General features: G+C 66.6%; 21 protein-coding genes. 10 read left to right on the top strand and 11 right to left on the bottom strand.

The genetic code is table 11. The features are described 5' to 3' along the window. The 9 genes from A949_RS0104025 to A949_RS37940 all read right to left on the bottom strand — a co-directional run. Window positions 1–1,429, bottom strand: a 1,429-nt coding sequence (locus A949_RS0104025; protein ID WP_019354723.1) for a tyrosine-type recombinase/integrase, incomplete at its 3' end; no start/stop codon positions are given. A 36-nt stretch (window positions 1,430–1,465) separates the two neighbouring features. Next, complete coding sequence (locus A949_RS0104030; RefSeq protein WP_019354724.1) at window positions 1,466–1,780, bottom strand: DNA-binding protein; 315 nt, start codon at window positions 1,778–1,780, stop codon at window positions 1,466–1,468. A gap of 372 nt (window positions 1,781–2,152) precedes the next feature. Further along, on the bottom strand, window positions 2,153–4,123 hold the full coding sequence (locus A949_RS32380) for a DUF3987 domain-containing protein (RefSeq protein ID WP_019354725.1): 1,971 nt from the start codon (window positions 4,121–4,123) through the stop codon (window positions 2,153–2,155). Between the two features lie 125 nt (window positions 4,124–4,248). After that, entirely contained in the window at window positions 4,249–4,407 is a 159-nt protein-coding gene (locus A949_RS38445; RefSeq protein ID WP_019354726.1) for a hypothetical protein, read from the bottom strand. Window positions 4,408–4,422: 15 nt separating this feature from the next. Next, window positions 4,423–4,893: a hypothetical protein gene (locus A949_RS0104045; protein WP_106428730.1), complete on the bottom strand. Its 471-nt coding sequence runs from the start codon at window positions 4,891–4,893 to the stop codon at window positions 4,423–4,425. Window positions 4,894–4,910: 17 nt separating this feature from the next. After that, window positions 4,911–5,105: a hypothetical protein gene (locus tag A949_RS0104050; RefSeq protein ID WP_019354728.1), complete on the bottom strand. Its 195-nt coding sequence runs from the start codon at window positions 5,103–5,105 to the stop codon at window positions 4,911–4,913. 17 nt (window positions 5,106–5,122) lie between these two features. Then, window positions 5,123–5,374, bottom strand: coding sequence for a hypothetical protein (locus tag A949_RS0104055; protein ID WP_026004325.1), 252 nt, complete (start codon window positions 5,372–5,374; stop codon window positions 5,123–5,125). Window positions 5,375–5,514: 140 nt separating this feature from the next. Beyond that, on the bottom strand, window positions 5,515–7,728 hold the full coding sequence (locus A949_RS0104060) for a hypothetical protein (protein WP_019354730.1): 2,214 nt from the start codon (window positions 7,726–7,728) through the stop codon (window positions 5,515–5,517). Between the two features lie 166 nt (window positions 7,729–7,894). After that, window positions 7,895–8,041, bottom strand: coding sequence for a hypothetical protein (locus A949_RS37940; protein ID WP_019354731.1), 147 nt, complete (start codon window positions 8,039–8,041; stop codon window positions 7,895–7,897). Between the two features lie 55 nt (window positions 8,042–8,096). Here A949_RS37940 and A949_RS32385 point away from each other — a divergent pair, with 55 nt between their 5' ends. From A949_RS32385 to A949_RS35855, 3 genes are read left to right on the top strand one after another with little or no spacing between them, the layout of a single operon-like run. Further along, on the top strand, window positions 8,097–8,402 hold the full coding sequence (locus A949_RS32385; protein WP_019354732.1) for a hypothetical protein: 306 nt from the start codon (window positions 8,097–8,099) through the stop codon (window positions 8,400–8,402). After that, on the top strand, window positions 8,399–9,622 hold the full coding sequence (locus A949_RS36110) for a DUF1932 domain-containing protein (RefSeq protein WP_019354733.1): 1,224 nt from the start codon (window positions 8,399–8,401) through the stop codon (window positions 9,620–9,622). Before A949_RS32385 ends, A949_RS36110 begins: the two co-directional genes overlap by 4 nt. Next, a complete protein-coding gene (locus A949_RS35855; RefSeq protein WP_158687536.1) occupies window positions 9,517–9,960 on the top strand; it encodes an HAD family hydrolase in 444 nt (147 codons plus the stop codon). Before A949_RS36110 ends, A949_RS35855 begins: the two co-directional genes overlap by 106 nt. 13 nt (window positions 9,961–9,973) lie before the next feature. Here the strand turns inward: A949_RS35855 and A949_RS0104085 are convergent, their stop codons facing one another. Beyond that, entirely contained in the window at window positions 9,974–10,741 is a 768-nt protein-coding gene (locus A949_RS0104085; RefSeq protein WP_019354735.1) for a GntR family transcriptional regulator, read from the bottom strand. A gap of 149 nt (window positions 10,742–10,890) precedes the next feature. Here A949_RS0104085 and A949_RS32400 point away from each other — a divergent pair, with 149 nt between their 5' ends. The 5 genes from A949_RS32400 to A949_RS32415 all read left to right on the top strand — a co-directional run bounded on the left by A949_RS32400 (window position 10,891) and on the right by A949_RS32415 (window position 13,824). After that, entirely contained in the window at window positions 10,891–11,118 is a 228-nt protein-coding gene (locus A949_RS32400) for a hypothetical protein (RefSeq protein WP_019354736.1), read from the top strand. A gap of 10 nt (window positions 11,119–11,128) precedes the next feature. Beyond that, the gene (locus tag A949_RS35360) at window positions 11,129–11,584 is read left to right on the top strand and encodes a hypothetical protein (protein WP_019354737.1); all 456 of its coding nucleotides are present in this window, start codon (window positions 11,129–11,131) and stop codon (window positions 11,582–11,584) included. A 159-nt stretch (window positions 11,585–11,743) separates the two neighbouring features. Next, the gene (locus tag A949_RS0104100; RefSeq protein WP_019354738.1) at window positions 11,744–11,971 is read left to right on the top strand and encodes a hypothetical protein; all 228 of its coding nucleotides are present in this window, start codon (window positions 11,744–11,746) and stop codon (window positions 11,969–11,971) included. Next, window positions 11,968–12,168: a hypothetical protein gene (locus A949_RS32410; protein ID WP_158687537.1), complete on the top strand. Its 201-nt coding sequence runs from the start codon at window positions 11,968–11,970 to the stop codon at window positions 12,166–12,168. Before A949_RS0104100 ends, A949_RS32410 begins: the two co-directional genes overlap by 4 nt. A 327-nt stretch (window positions 12,169–12,495) precedes the next feature. After that, window positions 12,496–13,824, top strand: coding sequence for a hypothetical protein (locus tag A949_RS32415; RefSeq protein WP_037705858.1), 1,329 nt, complete (start codon window positions 12,496–12,498; stop codon window positions 13,822–13,824). A 168-nt stretch (window positions 13,825–13,992) separates the two neighbouring features. On the opposite strand, the gene A949_RS35860 is transcribed toward A949_RS32415, so the two are convergent. After that, the gene (locus tag A949_RS35860) at window positions 13,993–15,729 is read right to left on the bottom strand and encodes an AIPR family protein (RefSeq protein ID WP_037705859.1); all 1,737 of its coding nucleotides are present in this window, start codon (window positions 15,727–15,729) and stop codon (window positions 13,993–13,995) included. Between the two features lie 1,573 nt (window positions 15,730–17,302). Between A949_RS35860 and A949_RS0104110 the strand changes: the two genes are divergently transcribed. Both A949_RS0104110 and A949_RS0104115 read left to right on the top strand, forming a co-directional pair. Continuing rightward, window positions 17,303–18,136 carry a PIG-L family deacetylase gene (locus A949_RS0104110; protein WP_026004327.1) on the top strand — a complete coding sequence of 278 codons (834 nt, stop codon included), beginning with the start codon at window positions 17,303–17,305 and terminating at the stop codon, window positions 18,134–18,136. Between the two features lie 163 nt (window positions 18,137–18,299). Then, window positions 18,300–20,069 carry a hypothetical protein gene (locus A949_RS0104115; protein WP_019354741.1) on the top strand — a complete coding sequence of 590 codons (1,770 nt, stop codon included), beginning with the start codon at window positions 18,300–18,302 and terminating at the stop codon, window positions 20,067–20,069. Window positions 20,070–20,144 lie beyond the last annotated feature (75 nt).

Consider the following 20,144-nt stretch of genomic DNA (forward strand, 5'->3'; position numbering starts at 1 on the left):
GTGACTCGTTCCACAGCACGGTTAGTCCAGCGATCAGTTCCTCTCTCATTCCTGCGGTCACGTGTGAGTACCGCGCGGAGACGGAGCCGTCGACGTGCCCCATGCGCTCGTCCTTGAGCACCTTGGGCGTCTTCAGCTCGTCCATGTGTGTCTTGTGCGAGTGGCGCAGTCCGTGCGGGGTGAGGCCCGCTTGGATCGGGGCCCAGCACGCCTCTGCGCGCCCCTGCGAGTTCCTGCCGCGCACAGGGATTCCCGGCCACGGTTCGGACAGCACCGGCACCGGGCGCGCTTCCTGCGGTGCTTTCTTCGGGTACCAGCCGGAGACCGCCGGCCCGAAGAGCCAGGTTGAGAACCCGTTCCGTCTCCAGTGCGGAGCGGCCTGGGACTGGGGCGTTGCCCGCGCGTAGCCGAGTTCCGCAGCCGCCGCTTCGACTCGTACCCGTGTCTCCTCCCGCACCAGGTGCGGTCGGTTGAGGACGTTGGACACGGTGCCGGTCGATACGTCCGCGCGACGCGCGACGTCCTTCAGGCTCGCGCCCTGCTGCACGGCCCGAGCGTCACCGTGGCCGTGGAACACGTATGTCCTTCCGTGGCAGGGACACGGCTCCGGCTGGGTGCGGGCCACGTGGTCCTTCACCAGTCCGGACAGCCACGGAGTTGAGTCGACGGTGCGGTAGCTGTCGTCCTTGGGTGGGCAGCGAACGAACTCGCCCGAGTCCAGTTCGTAGAGCTGCCACTCGATCCGAAAGGTGGTCGGCCGGACGAACTTCGTCTCAAGGCCCACAATTTCGCCCCAGCGAATCCCTGTGTAGCCCTTGAGCACGCTGGCCACGAACTCGTCGTCACGGCCGGACAGCAGCGCGGCGCGCTCAGCGATGAGGAGAACCCCCAGCGGATCGGTCACGACCTTTTCCGGGCCGCGGTTTGCTGAGCGTCCCGCTCGCTTCCCTCTGCCCCGCCGCTTCGCAGCGGGGTTCGTGGTGATCAGGCCCTCGTCTATGGCGTCCTCGAAGATGAGGTGCAGCGTGCTCCGCCACGTCTTGACGCTGGAGATCGCGTAATGCTCCTTCTCTCTCCTCTCCCAAGCGTTGATGTCGTCACGGCGGATGTCGGCGACCGCGGTCGTCTCGAAGGTGGGGAGCAGATGCTCCTCGATGTGCCTGCGGTAGTTCTGCATGGTCGACGCGGCGAGATCTTGAGCGGCGTACCAACGGCTCGCGTACTCGCCGAAAGTCATCCGTCCCAACGACAGGTCTCTCCAAGTGCCCTGCCGTACTGTGCTCTCCGCCTCGTCGGCGGCCTGTTTCGCCAGGCGTTTGGTGGTGAACCTGATGGTGACGCCGGCCTCGTCGGACACCGTGCCGTACTTGCCCAGCTCGATCTTGTATCGACCGCGCCAGTAGCTTCCGCGCTTCTCTGCGAAGCCCAAGAATCGTTCCTTCCTCAAAGGCAGCAAGCTGGGCAGCTACGCGGCGCGCAGGCTCCGGCGGGGAGGACGTGCGCGAAGACGCGTGGCGGCGGCGGGAAGCGAGGCGGGAGATCGGCGGATCGGAGTCCCCTCCGGTACCTCGTCCGGCTGTCGCTCGGGCCGCTGCTCGAAGAGGCGGACGATCTCCGCGTGGTGCTCCGCGGTGAACCGGTAGGCGTTCCCTACCCGCGTGAAGGGGATGCGACGACGCAGGGCCTGTTCCTTGACCCACCATTCGGATACACCGAAGGCGGTCGCCACTTCCTCCGGCCGGAAGAGCTGCGGCAGTACCGACGGCGTCGTGCGAGGCATGGGCTCCTGCCTTTTCCATGACGGACTTCGTGAGGACTTGCTGTGCGGCGACCGGCTGACGCCGTGCCCCATCGGCGGTATCTCCCGCCGCAGAAGCCGCAGAACCCGCAAAAATGCCGGGACTTGTGGGCTGAGCTGCGGTGATGGGGTGGCGGGGGTGAGCGCCGCAGAAATCGGCGGAAGCTCCGCAGAAATACGGGGCCGTCGGGTCGGCCCGGTGGGTGGCGGTGGGGGCGGGGTATTTCTGCGGCGGTTCCGCGTGTTTGTGCGGCGTGGGGGCCGACAGGGGTGCGGGGGTGTTGCGGTGCTGGTCGGGGTGGGTGGGGTGGGGTTTCTGTTGTTTCTGCGGTTTGCGCGGGGTGGGGAGGGTGGTCATGCGCGGCCCTCCCGCACCTGGGGGTGGATGAGGTAGCGCGGGGCCGGCGGGCGGCCACGCTTGCCGTTGCGGGGCGGGGTGTGGGTGCGGAGGTAGCCGTGCTCTTCGAGGAGCGCTGCGGCCGGTTCCAGGTCGGCGACCGTGGGGAACTCCGAGCGCGACAGCTTGGCGAACAGGTCGCGGCGGCTGACGCTCTCCCAGCCGTTGGCGGCCAGCACCTCCAGCAGCGTGTGCGCCCGCGCCTGGGTGGCGTCGGCACCCATCTGGTCGAAGACCGTCAGCGCGTGCGCGGCGAAGTAGTCGGCGATCTCCACGGCGGCCTTCATGGTGTCGCCGTCGACCGGCTTCGCGTAGCCGTCCTCCAGGTGCGCGGCCAGGTGCAGCAGGCCCGCGATACGCGCCGCGGTCCCGACGAGCTTGCCCGCCCACTTGCCGACATGGCCAAGCTTGCCGCCCTTGACCCGCAGGTGCGGTTCGATCCGCTCCTCGTACGCGACGAGCACGGCGTTGGCCGCGGCCGTGAGCTGGAGGACCGCCGGGTCCGTCCACTCCGCGAGGGAGAGAGTGAGCGCGGTGACGCTGCGCTCGTAGCGGGCGGCGACGGATTCCGGGACCGGGTCGGGGTTGATCTTGCGGTAGCCGACGAGGGATTCGGGCAGCGCGTACAGGAAACGGGCGAGCAGGCCGCGGCCGTCGAAGCCACGGTGCTTGCCGATGTCCTCCAGAACGGACGGCTGTACGGCGAGGCCCATCGTGAGCGCGGGCGACTCGATGAACTCCTCGCGGCTGCGGCGGTCGACACGGAGTCGGTCGCCGGCGTGGCCCTTGAGGAAGACCTCCATGTTCGGGGTGCCGGAGTAGCGGCCCGCGATGATGTCGAAGATGCCGCCCTCGGCGGACATCACCGCCAGGCGGCCGTTCTGCTCGGCCAGCAGGGAGGAGACGACCTCCGGTGTCGCGTCGTCCGCCAGGAGGCGGGGACGGACGGGGACTGTGAGGGAGGCGGCGATCTGTGCGAGGTCGATGGCCTCGGCGGCGAGGGTGTCGTGCTCGGGCCCCTCGGCGTTCGCAGCCTTGCTCGCCGCCTTGTCCGCCGCCTCGCGCGCCATCTTCGCCGTCAGCTCCGCCTCGACGATGCGGCCGGCGGATTCTTCCATGAGCTTCTTCTCCGCCTCGTACAGCGGGCCGGTCATCGCGGAGAAGACCGCGCTTTTACGGTTCGCGGGCGGAAGCGCGACGACCACGAACAGGTTCGTCGGCTCCCGCCAACGACCGCGTACGTGCACGACGCTCCGGCCGCCGGCGGCCGTCGCCAGCACGCTCAGCGCGATCGAACCCGCCAGATCGGCCGGCGTCTGCGTCTCCTCGGCGAGCGCCGCGCAGAAGTCCGCGAGCCAGCCGGGGAACGTGTGGAGAGGGAAGGCGGGCAGTGCGGGGCGGGAGTTGAGCGGGATGGGTTCGTGCCACGTCTCGGGGAGCTTCTCCTCGCCGAGAGCGAGCGCCTCGCGTACCTCGGCCGCCGAGGCGTCCGGCGTGGACGCTGCCTGAACCAGCCGCGTACCCGCTTCGATCAGGCGGCGGCGCTCGGCCAGCTCGTGAACGATCTCCGCGTAGTAGCCGCCGTTCGCGGCGGTGGGCACCGCCTGGACGAGGCTTTGGATGTAGCCGGGCCCGCCGACGCGGCCCAGCTCGCCGAGCCGGTCGAGGTGGTGGGTGAGAGTGATGGGATCGACCGGGCTGCCCTTCTCGCGCAGGGTCAGAACCGCACGGTGGACGGTCTCGTGGGCGGGGCGGTAGTAGTCCTCCGGACGCAACGTCGCGGTCACCTCGGCGATGGCCTCGGCGGTGAGCATCATGGCGCCAAGGGCGGCCTGTTCGGCCTCCAGGTCGGCGGGCTGCGTACGGTCGATGGAGCTGGAGAGGGGACGTACGTTGTCGTACTGCGCTCCGGTGGGCAGAGCTGTCATGCTGGTGCCCTCCTGATCTGTCTGATGGGCGGATGGGAGGCCGGAGGCGGCGGCTGTCCGTGGTTGGGAGTGCGCCGCCTCCGGGTTGAACCGGGAATCGTGCTGTGTGCTGTCGCGCGTATCTCTCAGTCGGTGCCGGTGCAGTGGGCGGCCCAGCCGGGGCACGCGTGGTCCGGGCAGTCGCAGCCGCCGCACTCGGCGCAGATCTCGCCGAGGCGATCGCCGCACAGTTCGCCGCCGTCATAACCGGAGTTCGCGAACTCGTCGCGGTGGTCGTCACACATGTGGGCCGTCCGCGATCAGCCGTGGAAGTGGTTGCGCTTGATGACGGCCTTGCGGATGTTGACCGTGGTCCGGCCGCTCCCGCTGCCGAGGCCCTGCACGGCGACCCAGCCGCCGAAGATGACGGCCGCGAGGATGATGAGCTGGTGGACGAACGCGGCGAGCGCCGCGATGAAGCCGGTCAGCAGGACCAGGCCGCCGCACACCGCCGCGAAGCCGATGCCGCCCAACGCCAGGTTGATGGCCGTACGGTTCACGGCCGGGGCGGCGCGGGTGGGCTCCTGCGGGGTGGCAAGCGCGTAACCGGTCACGATGCGGCCGTCCGGGAGCTGCACGCTCTGGACCGCCGGGGTTCCGGCGTGAGGCGGGAGCGGTACCGCGAGCGGCGCGGGCGGCGGGCTGGACTCCACCGGGATGGGGCGGTGGACCTCGATGCCGGGCACGTCAACGGCGCGGCATCGGTCCGGGAGATTGGGGTGCTGATTCACAGGGGTGCTCCTCTCGGCTACCTGCCGATGCCGGCGGCGGCGTTGACGATCGCGGTGACGAACTGGTTCACGGAGGGGGCGGCGTCGGTGGAGGCGAGGTAGAAGCCGAAGAGCGCCGCGAGGAGGAAGCCGCCGACCGTCAGGGAGCGGAACTTGAGGGCGGCGGCGACGGCGATGCCGAGGATGAGTACGGCGGAGACGGTCACGGACATGGGTGTCGTCCTTCCGGTCAGCTAGTGCCGTTCTGGCGGAGCCGGGCAGCGCGGTTGTAGAGCCAGCGGCCGGTGCGGATGCGTTTGCCGTGACCGTCGCAGCGGCGGCAGTGCTTGCCGCGCTTGAGCCGGCCGCGCCGGTCGGTCGTGAGCTGGAACCCGAAGCCGCGGCACTTGCGGCAGTTGCCGAACGGCGAGACCGCGCACAGCACGGCGTAACACAAGGTGAGGAAGAGGAGGCCGGGTATAGCGGCCACTACAGGGGTCATCGAGCCCTCCCGGGGCGGGTTTCAGGGCATGCGAAACCAGAGCCGCTAGGGACTAGCGGCCTGATCAGGGGACTAGTGGGGCGCTAGTGGCGCCGCTAGACCTAGCAGGGCTCCCCGCTAGGTCTAGCGGCGTACGGCCGTCAGGCAGCGTCGCTGTTTCCGTCACGCTCCGCGACGGCACTGAGGATGTCGGCGCGCTTGATGCCGCGCCGGTTGGCGCCCTTGCCGCTCTCGGTCTGGCTCCAGACCTGTCCGGTCCGGACGCCGTAGGGCTTGAGCGCGGCAGTCAACTGCTCGCCGCTCCACTCGCCGTAGACCTCGGGCCGCAGCTCGGCGAGGCGGGAAACGACGGTCTCGTTCCACGCCTTGGGCTCCTCGGCCGGCAGTACGGCGAGGATGTCGGCGAGCAGGTCGAAGGAGGCTGCCGGATCAGCCTGCGGCTCCTCCCCCAGCGCGTGCCCGGACAGCAGGCCGGCGCTCTCGCGCAGCTTCCGGGCGCGCAGCGCGATCGTGTCCGCGGCGACCGCGTCGGCGAACACAGCCTGGACGATCCTGGCGTCGGCGCCCTCACCCACGAAGTAGTGGATGCCCTTGTCCGCCCACGAGAACATCGTGGCCCGCACCCCGCGCTTGTAGGCGGAGGTGCCCAGGACCATGTCGTTCTCCAACTGGCCCATGACCTTCAGGCAGAAGCGCGCCGAGGCGTTCGCGGAGATCCCGGTCGGCAACGCCTTGGCGTCCGGCCGCTGGGTGGCCAGTGCCAGCACGATGCCGGTCGCCGGACCGCGCTTGACCAGGTCGGTGCAGATCTCCTCGAACTCCTTGCCGTGCCGCTCGTGCTCGAACCACACCTGGCACTCGTCCACCCCGACCACGATCGGGTGGAGCCCCAGCGACTTCTTCGAGGCCAGTTCGGAGGTGACCTTGGACTCCGGGCACACGTCCCGGGGCAGCAAGCGGATCACCTTCGTACGCCTGCGCAGCTCGGTACGCAGCTCCCGCAGATCGTGCAGCGCGTATTCGATGTCCTCCTCCTCGTCACCGGCACGGTGCCGGTGCGAGACGCGGTCGCCGACCGGGTCCAGGTCGCCGGTGCCCTTCAGGTCGTACGTGTGCAGCTCCGCACGCGGGTCCAACGCGGCGATCAACAGCAGGAGGCGCAACAGGAACGTCTTGCCCATGCGCGGGATCGCGCCGATGACCGCCGCGATGTACATGAGCGTGATCTCCACCCACCGCCCACGCGGGTCGGTGCCGAACGCGACCGGCCGGAACAGGTCGACGCTCCCCGACTTGAGCAGCGGCCACGCGGGCTGACGGGCTTTGGACATGTCCTCGTCCCCGACCCACAGCACCAGCCGGCCGGTGTGCTCCTCCCCGACCGCCTCGGGCCACACACACCCCAGCGGACGGCGCAGCCCGGACGCCAGCTTGTCCCGACGGTCGATCACGTCCGTCACGGTCACGCCGTACGGGAGATCGCCCTCCGCGCGCCAGCCCCGACCATCGCGGGCGATCGGCGCGGTGAAGGTGAACCCGTCCCCACCCTTGGCCTGCGCCTGATTGATCGCGGGGATACCGAGCGCGCCCAGAGCACGGAGGACGACATCACTGGTGAGCTTCGGCGCCTTGCCCAGCTCCACCGCCCGGTGGATGACCGGCGCGTCGGCCGGCTGCCCGAGCCACCCCAGCGCCACCGCGACCGAAGCCCCGGACAGCGCCAGCAACCAGCCCGGGGCCAGCACGTACATCGCCAGCGCCGTGGAGAAACCGACGATCGCCGCGACGAGGGAGACGACGGTCCGCCAGCGCACGCGGTGGTCACGCTGACGGGAGAGCTTCAGGTACTCCCCCGCGTCCTCCCGGCGCGCGGCAGCCGCCCGCAGCGGCTCACCCTCGCGGTCCGTCATCCACCGCAGCGAACCACCGACGAACCGCGCGGCCCCGCGCGGGGCCTGCGTGGTCAGCCGCAGCGCGTACCAGGGAGCGCGCACCCCGTGATACGCCGTGGAGTGCCACAGATGGCCAGCCGTCCACCCGGCCGCCGCCACGAGCTCCGGCTTCGAGACCGCCCACCCCGGCAACACCGGTCGGCGCTTTGCGCCCCGGACGCGGTCGAGGAAACCCGCGCCCGACTCCTTCCCGACCCGGTCGACCAACCGCAGCGCCGACGGGTCGCCCGACCCCTCAGCCGCCTCGGTCGGCCCCGGGGCGGCACCGCCGTCGCCCGACTCGGTCGGGGTGGTGCGGGACGACCGTTCCTTGGACAGGTCAAGCACCTCGGCCGCCGGTCCGTCGTCGGCCATCTCCGACTCCAGTCGGGAGAACAGTTCGTTCTCGTCGTCGTGATTCACTGAAAGTTCCTTCCTGATGCGGAGGGAGCGCGGGGCCCGGCCCGTAGCCGCCAAGCAAGCGGCCGGGCCCCGCACAGGTAGATGGTGAGAATGATGGGGCCTGCAGAGCCCAATGGTTTGCACAAGAGTTTGCACAGTTCCGGCGAACTGAACGCCGTCGCCTCACTCACGCCGCCACAGCCGTCGGCCCCTGCTCCCGACGCTCCGCCTTCAACGCCTCGCGCAGCTCCCGCGACCGGGCCTGGCCGCAACCGACCGCCTCGCGGATCGGCGCGGCCTCCAGCCGCTCGAACGACCACGCGGAATACGCCATCGATCGTGATGGCCTCACCGCGCTCTTCGAAGCGGGCCGAATCCCGGTCGTTCACATGGGACAGGCCGAGGGGGTCAGCGCGGTCGAGGCGTACCCGGCCCGGTGGCTCCGCGTACTCCTGTGGTGCCCACGTGAGGTCACCCGCGAGCGCTGCACCTCGCGCGGGAGCAAGGATGTGGAGACGCGTCTCGCCGTCTGGGACGAGACACGGCGAGACCTGCTCGCCCACGCGGATCTCCGCTGGTCCCTCCTCCTCGAAACGGACCGGGTGGAGCCCGACGCGAGCGCGAAGGCCATCGATGCGCAGGCCGTCTCGGACACCGTCGAAGCGACGTACGACGTGAGACAGGTACTCGGGTGAACGGCCCCACCAACGTCGGAGTCCTCCACCCGGGCAGCATGGGGGCGGCCATCGCCGCACAAGCCGCGCGCGACGGCGCCGAGGTGCTGTGGTGCGCTGCCGGCCGCAGTTCGGCGACGCGACAACGCGCGGAAGCCGCAGGGCTCACGTCCGTACGAACGCTGCGGGAGCTGTGCGACCGGAGTGCGCTGATCATCAGCCTGTGTCCCCCGGCCCACGCCCAGGAGCTTGCCGCGCAGGTTGCCGCCGAGGACTTCGTCGGCACCTACGTGGAGTGCAACGCCATCGCCCCCGACGCCGTCGCCGGCATCCACGAAGCCCACTTCGGTGGGTCCGGTTTCGTGGATGGGGCGGTGGTGGGCTCGCCACCGTCACGCGCGAAGACGCCCCGGCTGTACGCCTCCGGGAGCGACGAATCCGTACGGCAACTCGCCGCGCTCTTCGCCGGAACGGCTGTCGACGTCCGGCCGTTGGCGGGCGGTGTGGGGCAGGCGTCCGCGCTGAAGTTGGCCTACAGCAGCTATCAGAAGACCAGCCGCGTACTGGCGGCGGTGGCGTACGCGCTCGCCCAGGACCACCAGGTCGAGGACGAACTCCTCGACATCGCCGGCCTGCGTACGACGAACTATCTGGAGGAGACCTCCTACATCCCCAAGACCGCGGCGCGCTCCTGGCGCTGGGGGCCGGAGATGCTGGAGGCAGCGGATGCCCTGTCGTCCGCTGGGCTCCCACCCGAGCTGGTCGAAGCCGCGGCGGCCGTGATGAGCCGTTGGGAGCCGGACAAGGACAGCCCGCCAGAGCTGTCAGAAGCTCTGCGGCATCTCCACGCGGACGGCCGTTCCGAAGCCGGGAGCAATGCTGAGCAGCGCTCCCCCCGGGTCGATCCCGCGCAGCCGCAGGAGCGCGGCGTGCCCACGGCTCTCTTCGACCTCGACAACACGCTCATCGACCGGGACCAGGCCGTGAGGGGCTGGGCCTCCGCCTTCGCCCGCGCTCACGGCCTGGCCCCCGGGACCGAACGTCACCTCGCGGGCAAACTGCGAGCCCGCGCCACTCGCCAGAGCTTCGAGCAGTTGCGGCACGAACTGGCGCTGGACGCGCCGGCCGCTCAACTGTGGGCCGAGTACGTCGACACCATCGCGACCCTCGCGGCACGCACCCGGGGGCGCTCACCGGGCTGGAACAACTGCGAGCCGCCGGGTGGACGCTCGGCATTCTGACCAACGGCGCCGTCGACATTCAGCAAGCGAAGATCGAACGAACAGGGCTCGCCCGCAGGGTGGACGCGGTCACGATCTCCGAGGAGATCGGCGTCAGGAAACCCGAACGGGTCGCCTTCGAAGTGGCCGCTGCTCGCTGCGGCTCGACGCCGTCACGCGACGTCTGGTTCATCGGCGACAACCCCGAGACCGACATCGTCGGAGCACTGGAGGCCGGCCTCAGCACGATTTGGGTCGGCGACACGGCGGAATGGCCATCACATCTGCCCTCCAGCGACCGCAGCTCGCCGGACGTACGCGGAGCCATCACCGAGCTGCTCACCGAAGTCGCTCAGTGACCGCCGTCGGCCGTCACTGCTTCGGGGCGACCGGGACCTCGTAGGCGACTTCCCAGCGGGAGTCGGGCACGACGATGTCGGCCGCCTCCACGGGACGGCCGCTCGTGTCGATGTACGTCCGCTCGATGCAGAGGACCAGCTCACCCGGCGCGATGCCGAGAAGGCCGGCCTGCTCCCGTGTTGCCCGGCCGGGCCGCGGGATCTCGATCGCCCGTTCAATGTCGACGTCGATCGAGCGCATCCGCTCTACGACCCCGCTGCCCGCCATCGGTCCCATCTCCGGCAACAGGATCGGCGTCCCGTCCGTGATGGCCATCGGCTCCCACGACGTAGACAACTGCGCGGGTTGGCCGTCCGCCAGGAACTCGTAGCTCGTACGTACGCAGGGGTCGCCCGCGGCGATGCCCAGGCGTTGCGCGATGTCCTCCGGCGCGGGTACGCGCGCCTCACTGTGGCAATCCCAGGTGCCCCGCTTACCGAGTTCATCCATGTCGGCGCGGAAAGGGCTGCCGCCTCGCGTCTCGCGATGACGGGAGCGCACCATGCGGCCCCGCTTCCGGGGCTGCCGTACGAACGTCCCCGAGCCCGCGCGGCCTTCAAGAAGCCCTTCGATGATCAGCCGCTCTTGGGCTCGCTGCGTCACGTTCGCGCCGACGCCGTACTCCTCGGCGAGCTTGGCGCGGGACGGCAGCCGTTCGCCGACCTGCCACTCACCGGCCTGGATCCGCCACCTGAGCGCATCTGCGACCCGCACATACGGCGGCTGCTGCTCGTAACCCATATTGCCGCTTCTCCGTGAGTGGTCCCGGACGGGTGTTGACGAGGTTCTTGGACTGCGTTGACAAGTTAATGCATCAGATGCAGTCTGATGCATTAGAACCACGTTATGTGATCACGCCCTCACGAACGAGATTCGTGCGGTCCCCTGCTGTGCGAGCTGCGCGCCTCGCTGCCCTGCTCTCGAAAACCACCGGACACCAGGCGCTCACCACGGACGAAGCAGAGCTGATCCGTATCGAGGTCGCCATATCCGAACCCCTGAGCGAGACCGCACACACCGCGCTGCTCACCGCGCTCCGTACCGCCGACCACTTCGGCTTCGAGCGGGTTGATGGCCGTGCGCACGTCTGGGCCACGCTCAAGAAACCGAAAGCGTGAGGTCACCGACGTGGACGCAGGGCCCATCGAATGTGCGGGCATCAGCAACCGCACGCGCTACATGAACTGGCTGCCGATCGGCAGCACCATCGAAGCCGTACCCGCCGGCGTCTTCTGGAACGCGGTCGTGGTGCCGGGAACTCTCGGCCGCCAACTCCTCGACGAACTCGGGGAATTCACGGGCGCGGTCATCGAAGACGTATCCGCGGAGAAGCTGTATTGGCTGATCCCGCCGAGGGCCGGCACGGAATGGAACCTCCCCGGGATCGAGGTACTCAGCACGGACTCATGGGTCGGAGTCCCCGGCCCTGACGCCACCTTGCGGTGCCGGTGGCACGTCAGCGTGGACGACGTAGGAGCGCTGACGGAACCCGACGCGCTACGAGCGGCGCTCGTCGCCGTCATCTCAGCCGACAGCGAATCGCCGAGGTCCGGAGACAACGCCCCGACGGGGGAGCGTTCGTGAGCTACTGCTCCCCGCCATACCGCCTCGGCCTGCACACCCAATGTCGCCACGGCCACCCGCAACCGGCACCCGCCGGCATCCCCGTCTCCTACGAGCCGTGCGACTGCCCTTGCCACCCCTCACCGCCCGGCGGCTTGCCCCACCCCCAGGAAGACAGCAATGCCACGCACGAAGCGACGGTTCGCCCTCGAAGTCACCCGCGGAACAGTCCGGATCAGCGACGAGATCGACGTGGGCGGTCACCGCATGAAGGTGCGTAACGTCCTCAACCTCTCCGGCGGAGCGAAGCGACTCGCGTTCACCACCGGCGAGACCCTCACAATGCACCCGAAAACCAGGCTCACCGCCTACCGCGCGGCCCCCGGCTGGGCCGAACCATGCTCATGACCCGCTGGCCGATGACCGCGAAGTGCATCGTCTGCGGCCAAGAGCCGGACGAACTCATCCTCGTCTTCATCATCGAAACCCTCTCCGGCCCAAGTCCGGGCCTGTACGCCTGCCCCACCCCATGTGCCGGTAAGTTCGCCAAGAGTCCGTACGCACCGGCCTGGCTCCACGAGGTGCTCGACAACCACAGCTTTTAGCTGTCCAGTTGGCACTAATCGGACTCGCGTGATCGCGGACAGTGACGCTTCGGTTTGCTGGCCGCGAATCACGCGCAGCTTGCCAACGTCAGTCACTGCGGCAGGGGCAGGTCTCGGGGACGGTAACTCGTCACACATTTCCGCCATATCGCGGTGCAGGGCCCTCCCGAGGGACCCGCGCGTCGGTGGGACCTTGACCACCGTAGTCGAGCGGACGCGCGTTCGCGCGCGGAGCGTCTACACTCGGCAGCCCTTTGTCACCTGCGCTCTCTGTCAGAGCCTTGGCGTAGTCTCCAGGGCGCTCACGACCACTCCGATGGAGGGCCCATGAACGCTTGGCTTCTTACCTGCAACTCAGAAGTGTTCGACTTGGAGTCGTTTCTCAAAGATGGTCATGAGCTGCGGTCTTGGAGCGTCGTGCGCTACAGAAGCGAGATGGCGGAAGGCGACAACATCGCCATGTGGCTCACAGGCCCTCACGGTGGTCTCGTCGGGCGCGGTCGTCTGACAGGTGCTCCTGCACAAGAGTCGCCGTCGGCATCAGAGTACTGGCGCCAGGATCCAGGGACCCGCTGGTATGCCCCGCTCAGGATCGATGAGTGGCTTCAGCAGCCAGTCCCACGTTCGCAGTTCACTTCGGATCCACGTTTCGGGGACACGAACACGCTACGAACGCTCTTTGCGGGCAACCCCCATCGCCTCAACGAGGAACAGTGGCAGGCGTTCAACGAAGCCTTCCACGGATTCACCACTGACAGGGAATCGGAGTGGCACCTCCGCCCTGGCGACACGATTCGACGCAAAGAGCTTCACGACCGATACGGCGGGAGCCGACAAGGGGGCATCAGCAAGTGCGCGAAGTCTCCGAACGTGCTTGTGTTCACCGACCCACGAACCGGCCACCAACACGGCTACTACGACGAATGGGCAGAGGACGGCACATTCCACTACACCGGCGACGGACAGGTCGGCGATCAGAGCTTCGCCAGTACGGGCAACGCTGCGATTCGTGATCACATGCAGCACGACCTATCGCTGCGTCTCTTCGAGGGTTCCCGCGGGATCATCCGCTACGTCGGAGAGTTCGCGGTTGACCCGGTGCAGCCGTTCTCCTATGACCGTGCTCCAGAGACGGGTGGCGGTCCAATGCGCCAAGTCATCCGCTTCCATCTGGCACCTGTCGGAGCGACATCCCAGCCCCCCAACGTTCCTGTGGGCAACAGCTATCGGGTAGTTGATGAGGAGGTGGAACCTGCATCGGGACAGCCCAGCCCTCCGGATCCAGACCTTTCCGGGCGCAACCTTCGAGCTCATCGCAGGCTTCAGAACGAGTTGGCATCAACTGCTCACGCACGCGGCCTTGAAGTCTTCTCGCCTGCCGCCGCAGATCCTGACTTCGATCTCGGCTGGCGCGACGAGAGTGGAACTCTTACAGTCTGCGAGGTGAAGTCCCTTACACGGGCGAACGAGACACGTCAGCTTCGGGCCGGCATCGGACAGCTCCTCGACTATCACGACCGACTCCGGGATCGCGCCTCGGAAGTACGTGCCCTGCTGTGGGTTGAGCACGAACCGGCAGAGGCCAGGTGGATTGGCTTGTGTAAGCGCGTGGGGATCGAACTTTCCTGGCCCGGTCGCGAACAAGACGTGCTATAGCACTAAGGCCAATGGCTGGGCGGCAGGAAGTCGCTTTCGCGAGGTCTACCCGTAGCGGTGACTTATCAGAACCGCTACGGGCAGTCCAGCCGCCCCTACCTCGTCTCTAGGACGAACCTATCAGCCTGCGAGATCGAGCATCTGAGCCCCAGCCATACCCGAAACTACCTATTCTCGTTTGGCACCGCCTAGACCCTGAACCTCGCGACGTAGGTTTTCGGCGAAACGTTGAGTTCGGACCGTGTCACGAGTGATTACTCCGCTCGCATCCTCCTGCGCGGCTGCAACATCCACGGCAGGGAGGAGCTTCTGAATCAGCCCCTCTGCTGCGATTGGATCCCAGATAACATCAAGAATCTTCTGACATTCCCGGCTAGCAAGCCTGTTCCCCTTTGGCAAATCACCTGTTCCCAGCAGGTAGATTTTGACGGCCATCAGAAGCTGGTATTTGGCGGGCGTGTATTTTCGATCGATCCTCTTATTTCGGAAAAGCCACTCGATTCGCCAGGCGGTAGCTGCACTCGCATAGTAGGCGAGAGCACTCTGATCTGGGCGAAACAGGTCTTCTTCGCGGGCTTCCTTGAGTTCTTTATAGTACCTACCCGCGCGTGAAGGCTCATGCAGAAACATGGAGGCGAATGTCCTTGTGAGAAGAGACCTAGTTACGATCCGGGTCTTCTCGATGGACTGCTGAGAGCTGTACTGACGAGAGCGCCTCTCGTAATATAGGCGCTCGCTTTCTGGGAATGATTGAAAGATCCCTTCAAGCTCCTTGTGGAACGCGTCTCGCGCCTGCAGGTCCTCATCCGTAACGGCTGTCTGTCTATTGGTGGCTGTCGTGATCCCAGTGATCACATTCTCTTCACGCGTTTGAATGAGACGTACGTTTACGTGGATCCCTTCGGTAAGGTTGGCCTTTTCATCAAAGAGGACATGACACGTTTGACAGCCGTTCACGATCTGAAAATCTCGGATACGGATATCGTCTCCAGCCAGCGTCAATTCGCGCGCCACAATAGTGATCCCGTTATTGAGGACAGCAAAACGATCCCTATTGTCGACATCTTTAACTGTCTGCTGGATCTCCAAGTTCACAGGATTGTAGTCTTGGAAGTCTCTCACGTTCTCGAAAAAAAGCGTCTTCCGGATTCCGCCACCCGGGTCAGTGATAACCCTCACTAGGTCCGATGCCGAGAGAATACCCAGGAACGCCTGCTCCACGAGTGGCATTCGAGGAAGAGTAATACGCTTAGGCATTGTGAACTCTGCGGACACTGCTGAAGTGGCGCGCTGATACAGGTCACGTAGCTCTCGGGCGCCCAGTGGTTCCGAACTAATCTCGCCGAAATAGTTAGTCTGATCCAGACGCTTGACTGCCGCCTTTCGCTTCGCTTCTAGCATGCTATCGCCCACTACACCCGTCGATGCGTAACGAATCGACAGAGCAGGCAACGCGCGTGACAGCTTACCGAGATCTGCATAAATCACGTCGATACATTCTCGCAAATTGCGGATTTCCGGAGAAGTAGGATAGTTGAGAGTGTCAGACGTAAAAAGATCCACCAGATTATCCGCTAGGTCAGTGAATACCTTCGCCTCGAACCGCGGACTCGTTTTCGCTTGGGAAATGATAAATCTAACGTCGAGCGTTCTCGCCTGGGCTACAGCAGCCCTGACATCGGCGGCATCCAAAAGAAGGTCACCATTGATAATGATCGCAGCGACGTCTACCCCGAGATCACCTCCAGCACCCATGCGGAATTCTTCCGGATCGAACTCGTCTTCAAAGTAACTGCTGATCACGCAGAACCCTGCAAAATCCTCGAATGCCTCGGACTGCGTTAGATTCTTGAGTCCCCTCTCCTGCTGAAACTGCTTAACCAGCCCTTCGGTAATGCGATCCATACTCCACTCCGGCTTCTAATGTCTTCACTTGGGTACAAAGTAATGTTGTGTGGCTGCGTCTACCACTGAGCAGAATAGTGGATTCGGGTGCACTGGGAGGCAATACCCAGAGGTAATCTACTTACGATCTGATCACCCATTTTGTCCGCAATGTTCGCAGTTTATCTTGGAATCTGTACTGAAAGTGGTACCTGTTCCCCCTAGTAGCTGGCCTCGTCGGATCTGATCCGTCAAAGGCTCGGCAGACAACGGTCGGTGTAACAGCCGAACCCGCCGGCGGCCTGGACTACGCTCAGGAACTCCCCCGCACAGGTCCCACTGAACTGGACGACCGACGGGCCAGTGCTCCCCACAGACGCGAGGTCTCATTCAAGGAACGATCTGCACCGCAGATCTGCTCCCTATGCGCCGCAAGGTGAAGAAGAGTGGAGAGTCGTCGGCAGGGGAGATCCGTCGGCTGAAGCTGCTCGTACGTTGGGAGAATCCTGGGAGAAGATCTTGGGAGACCGCCTCACCGCGTCGCTGTCACACCAAGTCAAACCAAAGCCGTGACCTGGTCTTTTTGGAAAGATCGCAGGTGGAAGGCGTAGCCGGACCTCATTCGGGACGAAGAGGTCGTGGGTTCAAATCCCGCCACCCCGACAGAGGAAACACCAGGTCAGGGGCCTGATCCGCGAGAGCGGGTCGGGCCCCTGAGTGGTTATGGGGGCCGTTTTGGGAGCCGAACTCGGGGCCTGGATCCCCGCGGCACGCGGGGAGCGTCAGGCACGACCATGACCACGACGGGGATCTGGCGGTATGGGAACCGGCCTCGGTCTCGGGCCGTGCCTACCGATCCCGCCTCATCACCCCCGTGAGCCTGACCGTCGTGGGTCCTGGCGACCGCCTTGTGCAAGCGGGCGGCGACCAGGCTGGGGCTGTCGGAGAGCACGACGACACCGGCCCGGCCCCAAGCAGCCCGTCCGGGCTTACGCAGAGAAGGGGGCGACGGGAGGTGGGCCACATGCGTCAGCCGAGGTCGGACAAGGTGTCCCCGATCCGTCCGGTGAGCCCACGGTCGTCACCGGTCAGATGACGCGGGGTGACCCAGTGCACCGGGTCCGGCAGATGCAGTCGGGAACGGTCGCTTGAATGGTGCGGAAGCAGGGGCGCCTCCGTGGGCTCGCAAGGTGGAACACTGGCTCCAGGGTCACTGGCATCGCCTCGTTGACCAGGTCCTCCGGCAAGGTGTTGCAGGTTGATGTGGCTGCACAGTTGCTCACCAGTAGTTTCGGGATCTTGCCTGCCTGCGGCGAACCGGTGGATATATGGGCATACGGGGTCTCAGGGTTCGCATCGGGATCTCACGCCTGGTGCCGGATGGACGTCGGATCCGATCTGGCGCGAAGAGGTGCCGCTGCGCCGGGAACAGCGGGTCCGGCCGGCGCTGTTGCATTGTCCGAGGGGCCGGCACCGCACGGGCGGGACCTCGGAGACCACAAGGTCGGCTGCGCCGACAGGACTCGGGCCGCGGGATCGCGGTTGGCCCGCCGCGCACTCGGACCAAGACGTATTTCTGCAGGAGGACTGCTTGATGATTGACCGGCCGTTGACGCTCATGGCGGTGCACGCCCACCCCGACGACGAGGCCACCGGAACAGGCGGGGTCCTCGCGCGGTACGCGGCGGAAGGCATCCGCACGGTTCTCGTGACCTGTACCGACGGCGGTTGCGGTGACGGACCGGAGGGGGTCAAGCCGGGCGACCCCGGGCACGATCCGGCGGCCGTCGCTTCGATGCGCCGTCAGGAACTCCAGGAGAGCTGCGGCGTCCTGAAGATCAGTGATCTGGAGATGCTGGAGTATGCCGACTCCGGGATGATGGGCTGGCCGAGCAATGACGCTCCCGGAGCCTTCTGGCAGACCCCGGTGGAGGAAGGCGCGACCCGGCTCGCGGAGCTCATGCGGCACTACCAGCCTGATGTGGTCGTCACCTACGACGAGAACGGCTTCTACGGCCATCCCGATCACATCCAGGCCCACCGCATCACGATGGCGGCGCTGGAGATGACCGGGCTGACGCCGAAGGTGTACTGGACCACGATGCCGCGCTCGGGGATGCAGCGGTTCGGGGAGATCATGCGCGAGTTCGATCCGGACATGCCGGAGCCGGATCCTGCCGAGGCCGCTGCGATGGCCGAGATCGGCCTCCCCGACGACGAGATCACCACGTGGGTGGACACCACCGCGTTCAGCGGCCAGAAGTTCGACGCGCTGGCCGCGCACGCCAGTCAGGGCGAGAACATCTTCTTCCTCAGGATGGGCAAGGAGAAGTTCGGCGAGTTGATGGGCATGGAGACCTTCGTACGTGTCCAGGACGCCACCGGCGCCGCCGTACCCGAGAACGATCTCTTCGCCGGACTGCGCTGACCCACTCGTCCGGAGCAGAGCCCCTGGAGAGCTCAGCCGACCCCGGCACGTGCCGGAGCAGTCCGGCGGATTCGGGCTGAACCGCAGGCGCTGAGCCATAGACTTCGCCAGTCAACGCCGAAGAGGTCCGGCCGTTGCACGCGCCCGCGGGGGAGGAGATCGCATGCAGGACCCTTCGAACTCGATGGAGATCGCAGAGCCTGAGGAGAACGGCCGGAGCGAGACCGCCGACTCGTCTGTTGTGGACGAGTCGGCGTCCGACTCGGACCTCGACTCGACGACAGGGTCGACGGCCCTGGTGGAGGTGCTCCCGGGGGTGGCTGTCGTCGTCGGTGAGGTTCCGTCGGAACTGAAGCCCGACCTGATCGACTTCGGGATCGTGCCGGCTGTCGATCGCAAGCAGATCTCAGCGATCCTCGCCTCGCTCGGGAACGCGGCGACCGTGGTCGGCAATCTCGGAAACGCGTTCGCCGGCGTGCAGGGGCTCTACAGGATCGACGCCACGTCACAGGCCCTGCTGAACAGCGGCGCGACGCTCGCCGCCAAGGACGGCGGGAACCTCGGAACGGTGATGGTTCGTGGCCGCATCCTGCGTCAGGCCCGCCTCTACTCCGTGAATGCGGTGAGCAAGGCGCAGACCGCGGCCTCGATCGGGCCGGCGCTGGCCATGGTCGGCCTGCAAATGATGCTGAATGAGGTCTCGGGCCTCGTCAGGACCAACCTCGCGGTGACCGGTCAGGTCCTCACCACCATCCGCAAGGATCAGTGGGCCGAACTGACGGGGCTCGTCGCCGCCATCGATCGCGCGCTCGACCAGGCGCGAGAGATCGAATCGGTTCCGACGTCCTTGTGGGAGGACGTCGCGGGCAGTGGAGCACTGCTGCAGAAGCAGCTCGAGCTCTATGAAGGGAACGTCCGCGACCACATCAGGCAGATCGATCGGGCCGACGCACGCAGCCACCGTGAGTATCTGCAGACGAATGCCGAGGCGATCGCCTTCGACGCCTATGCCCTCCTGTCCTCCCTCAAGGCATGGACCGGGTATCACGCGCTCCGCGCCGCAAGAGCGAGAGCCGCTGGACGCGAAGACGCCGCCGAGGCGCAGTACGCCGAGGTCATCGCGCGCGACACCCGCGCGGAGTTCGACTCGACACTCGCCGAGTCGACGCGTCTCGTCGACGCGCTGACACGGGAGCTGCGGATCACCGCCGAACTCCCCGGACCCGACGCATGGCCGATGCCGGGGAAGCGGAAGGACGTGAAGGCAGCCCGCGAAACCTCCGCCCGGCTGCTGAAGGCGATCGGGCCTCTTGCGGACGCTCTCCATCCGCCGGCCCCTCCGCTCAAGGCCCCGGACGTCGTCTGCGCACCCGAATCGCTGGATCCCAAGCCGTACCTTCGCATCCTGCGATGGTTCCTCGAGGACGGTGAGACCCTCCGTGTCCTCGGCTTCCCCGACCAGCTCGACGCCCTCGGTCCCCTTTCTGCGATCCTCGGCGGAGCGAAGGAGAAGTTGGCGGCAGCGAGGGACAAAGCTGCGGCAAAGACCCTGGTCGCCGTCACGGATCGCCGCATCATCACGGCCAAGTCGAACGCCTTCCTCGAGCAGGCCGAGATCCGGCACGACATCCCGATCGGCCACGTGCGATACGTCCGGGCGACGACCACACAGGACGGCAGCGCGCGCTTGGCGATCGACCTCATCACACGCGACGAGAACATCCCGTGGCTCTTCCACACCGACATCGACAACGCTCAAGTGGACGCGCTCGCGGCCGTGCTGGCCGAGTCGATGACGGTCCCGGCCAGTGAACGCGATGAGCTGCAACGGCGACGCTACGCCCCCATCGAGGCGGGCAAGAAGAGCGAGGGCACTGCCACGAGCTCTATCGAAGCGGCTGGATCCGAGACCGCGCCCTGCGATGTCGAGTAGCCCCCGAGCCGATTGTCCAGTCCGTGACTGGGACCGACAGCGAAGCAGCCACCGCGCCTTTCCAAAGCCGGAGCA

Origin of the sequence: Streptomyces sp. AA1529, from assembly GCF_000280905.1 — a bacterium.
Taxonomy (GTDB): domain Bacteria; phylum Actinomycetota; class Actinomycetes; order Streptomycetales; family Streptomycetaceae; genus Streptomyces.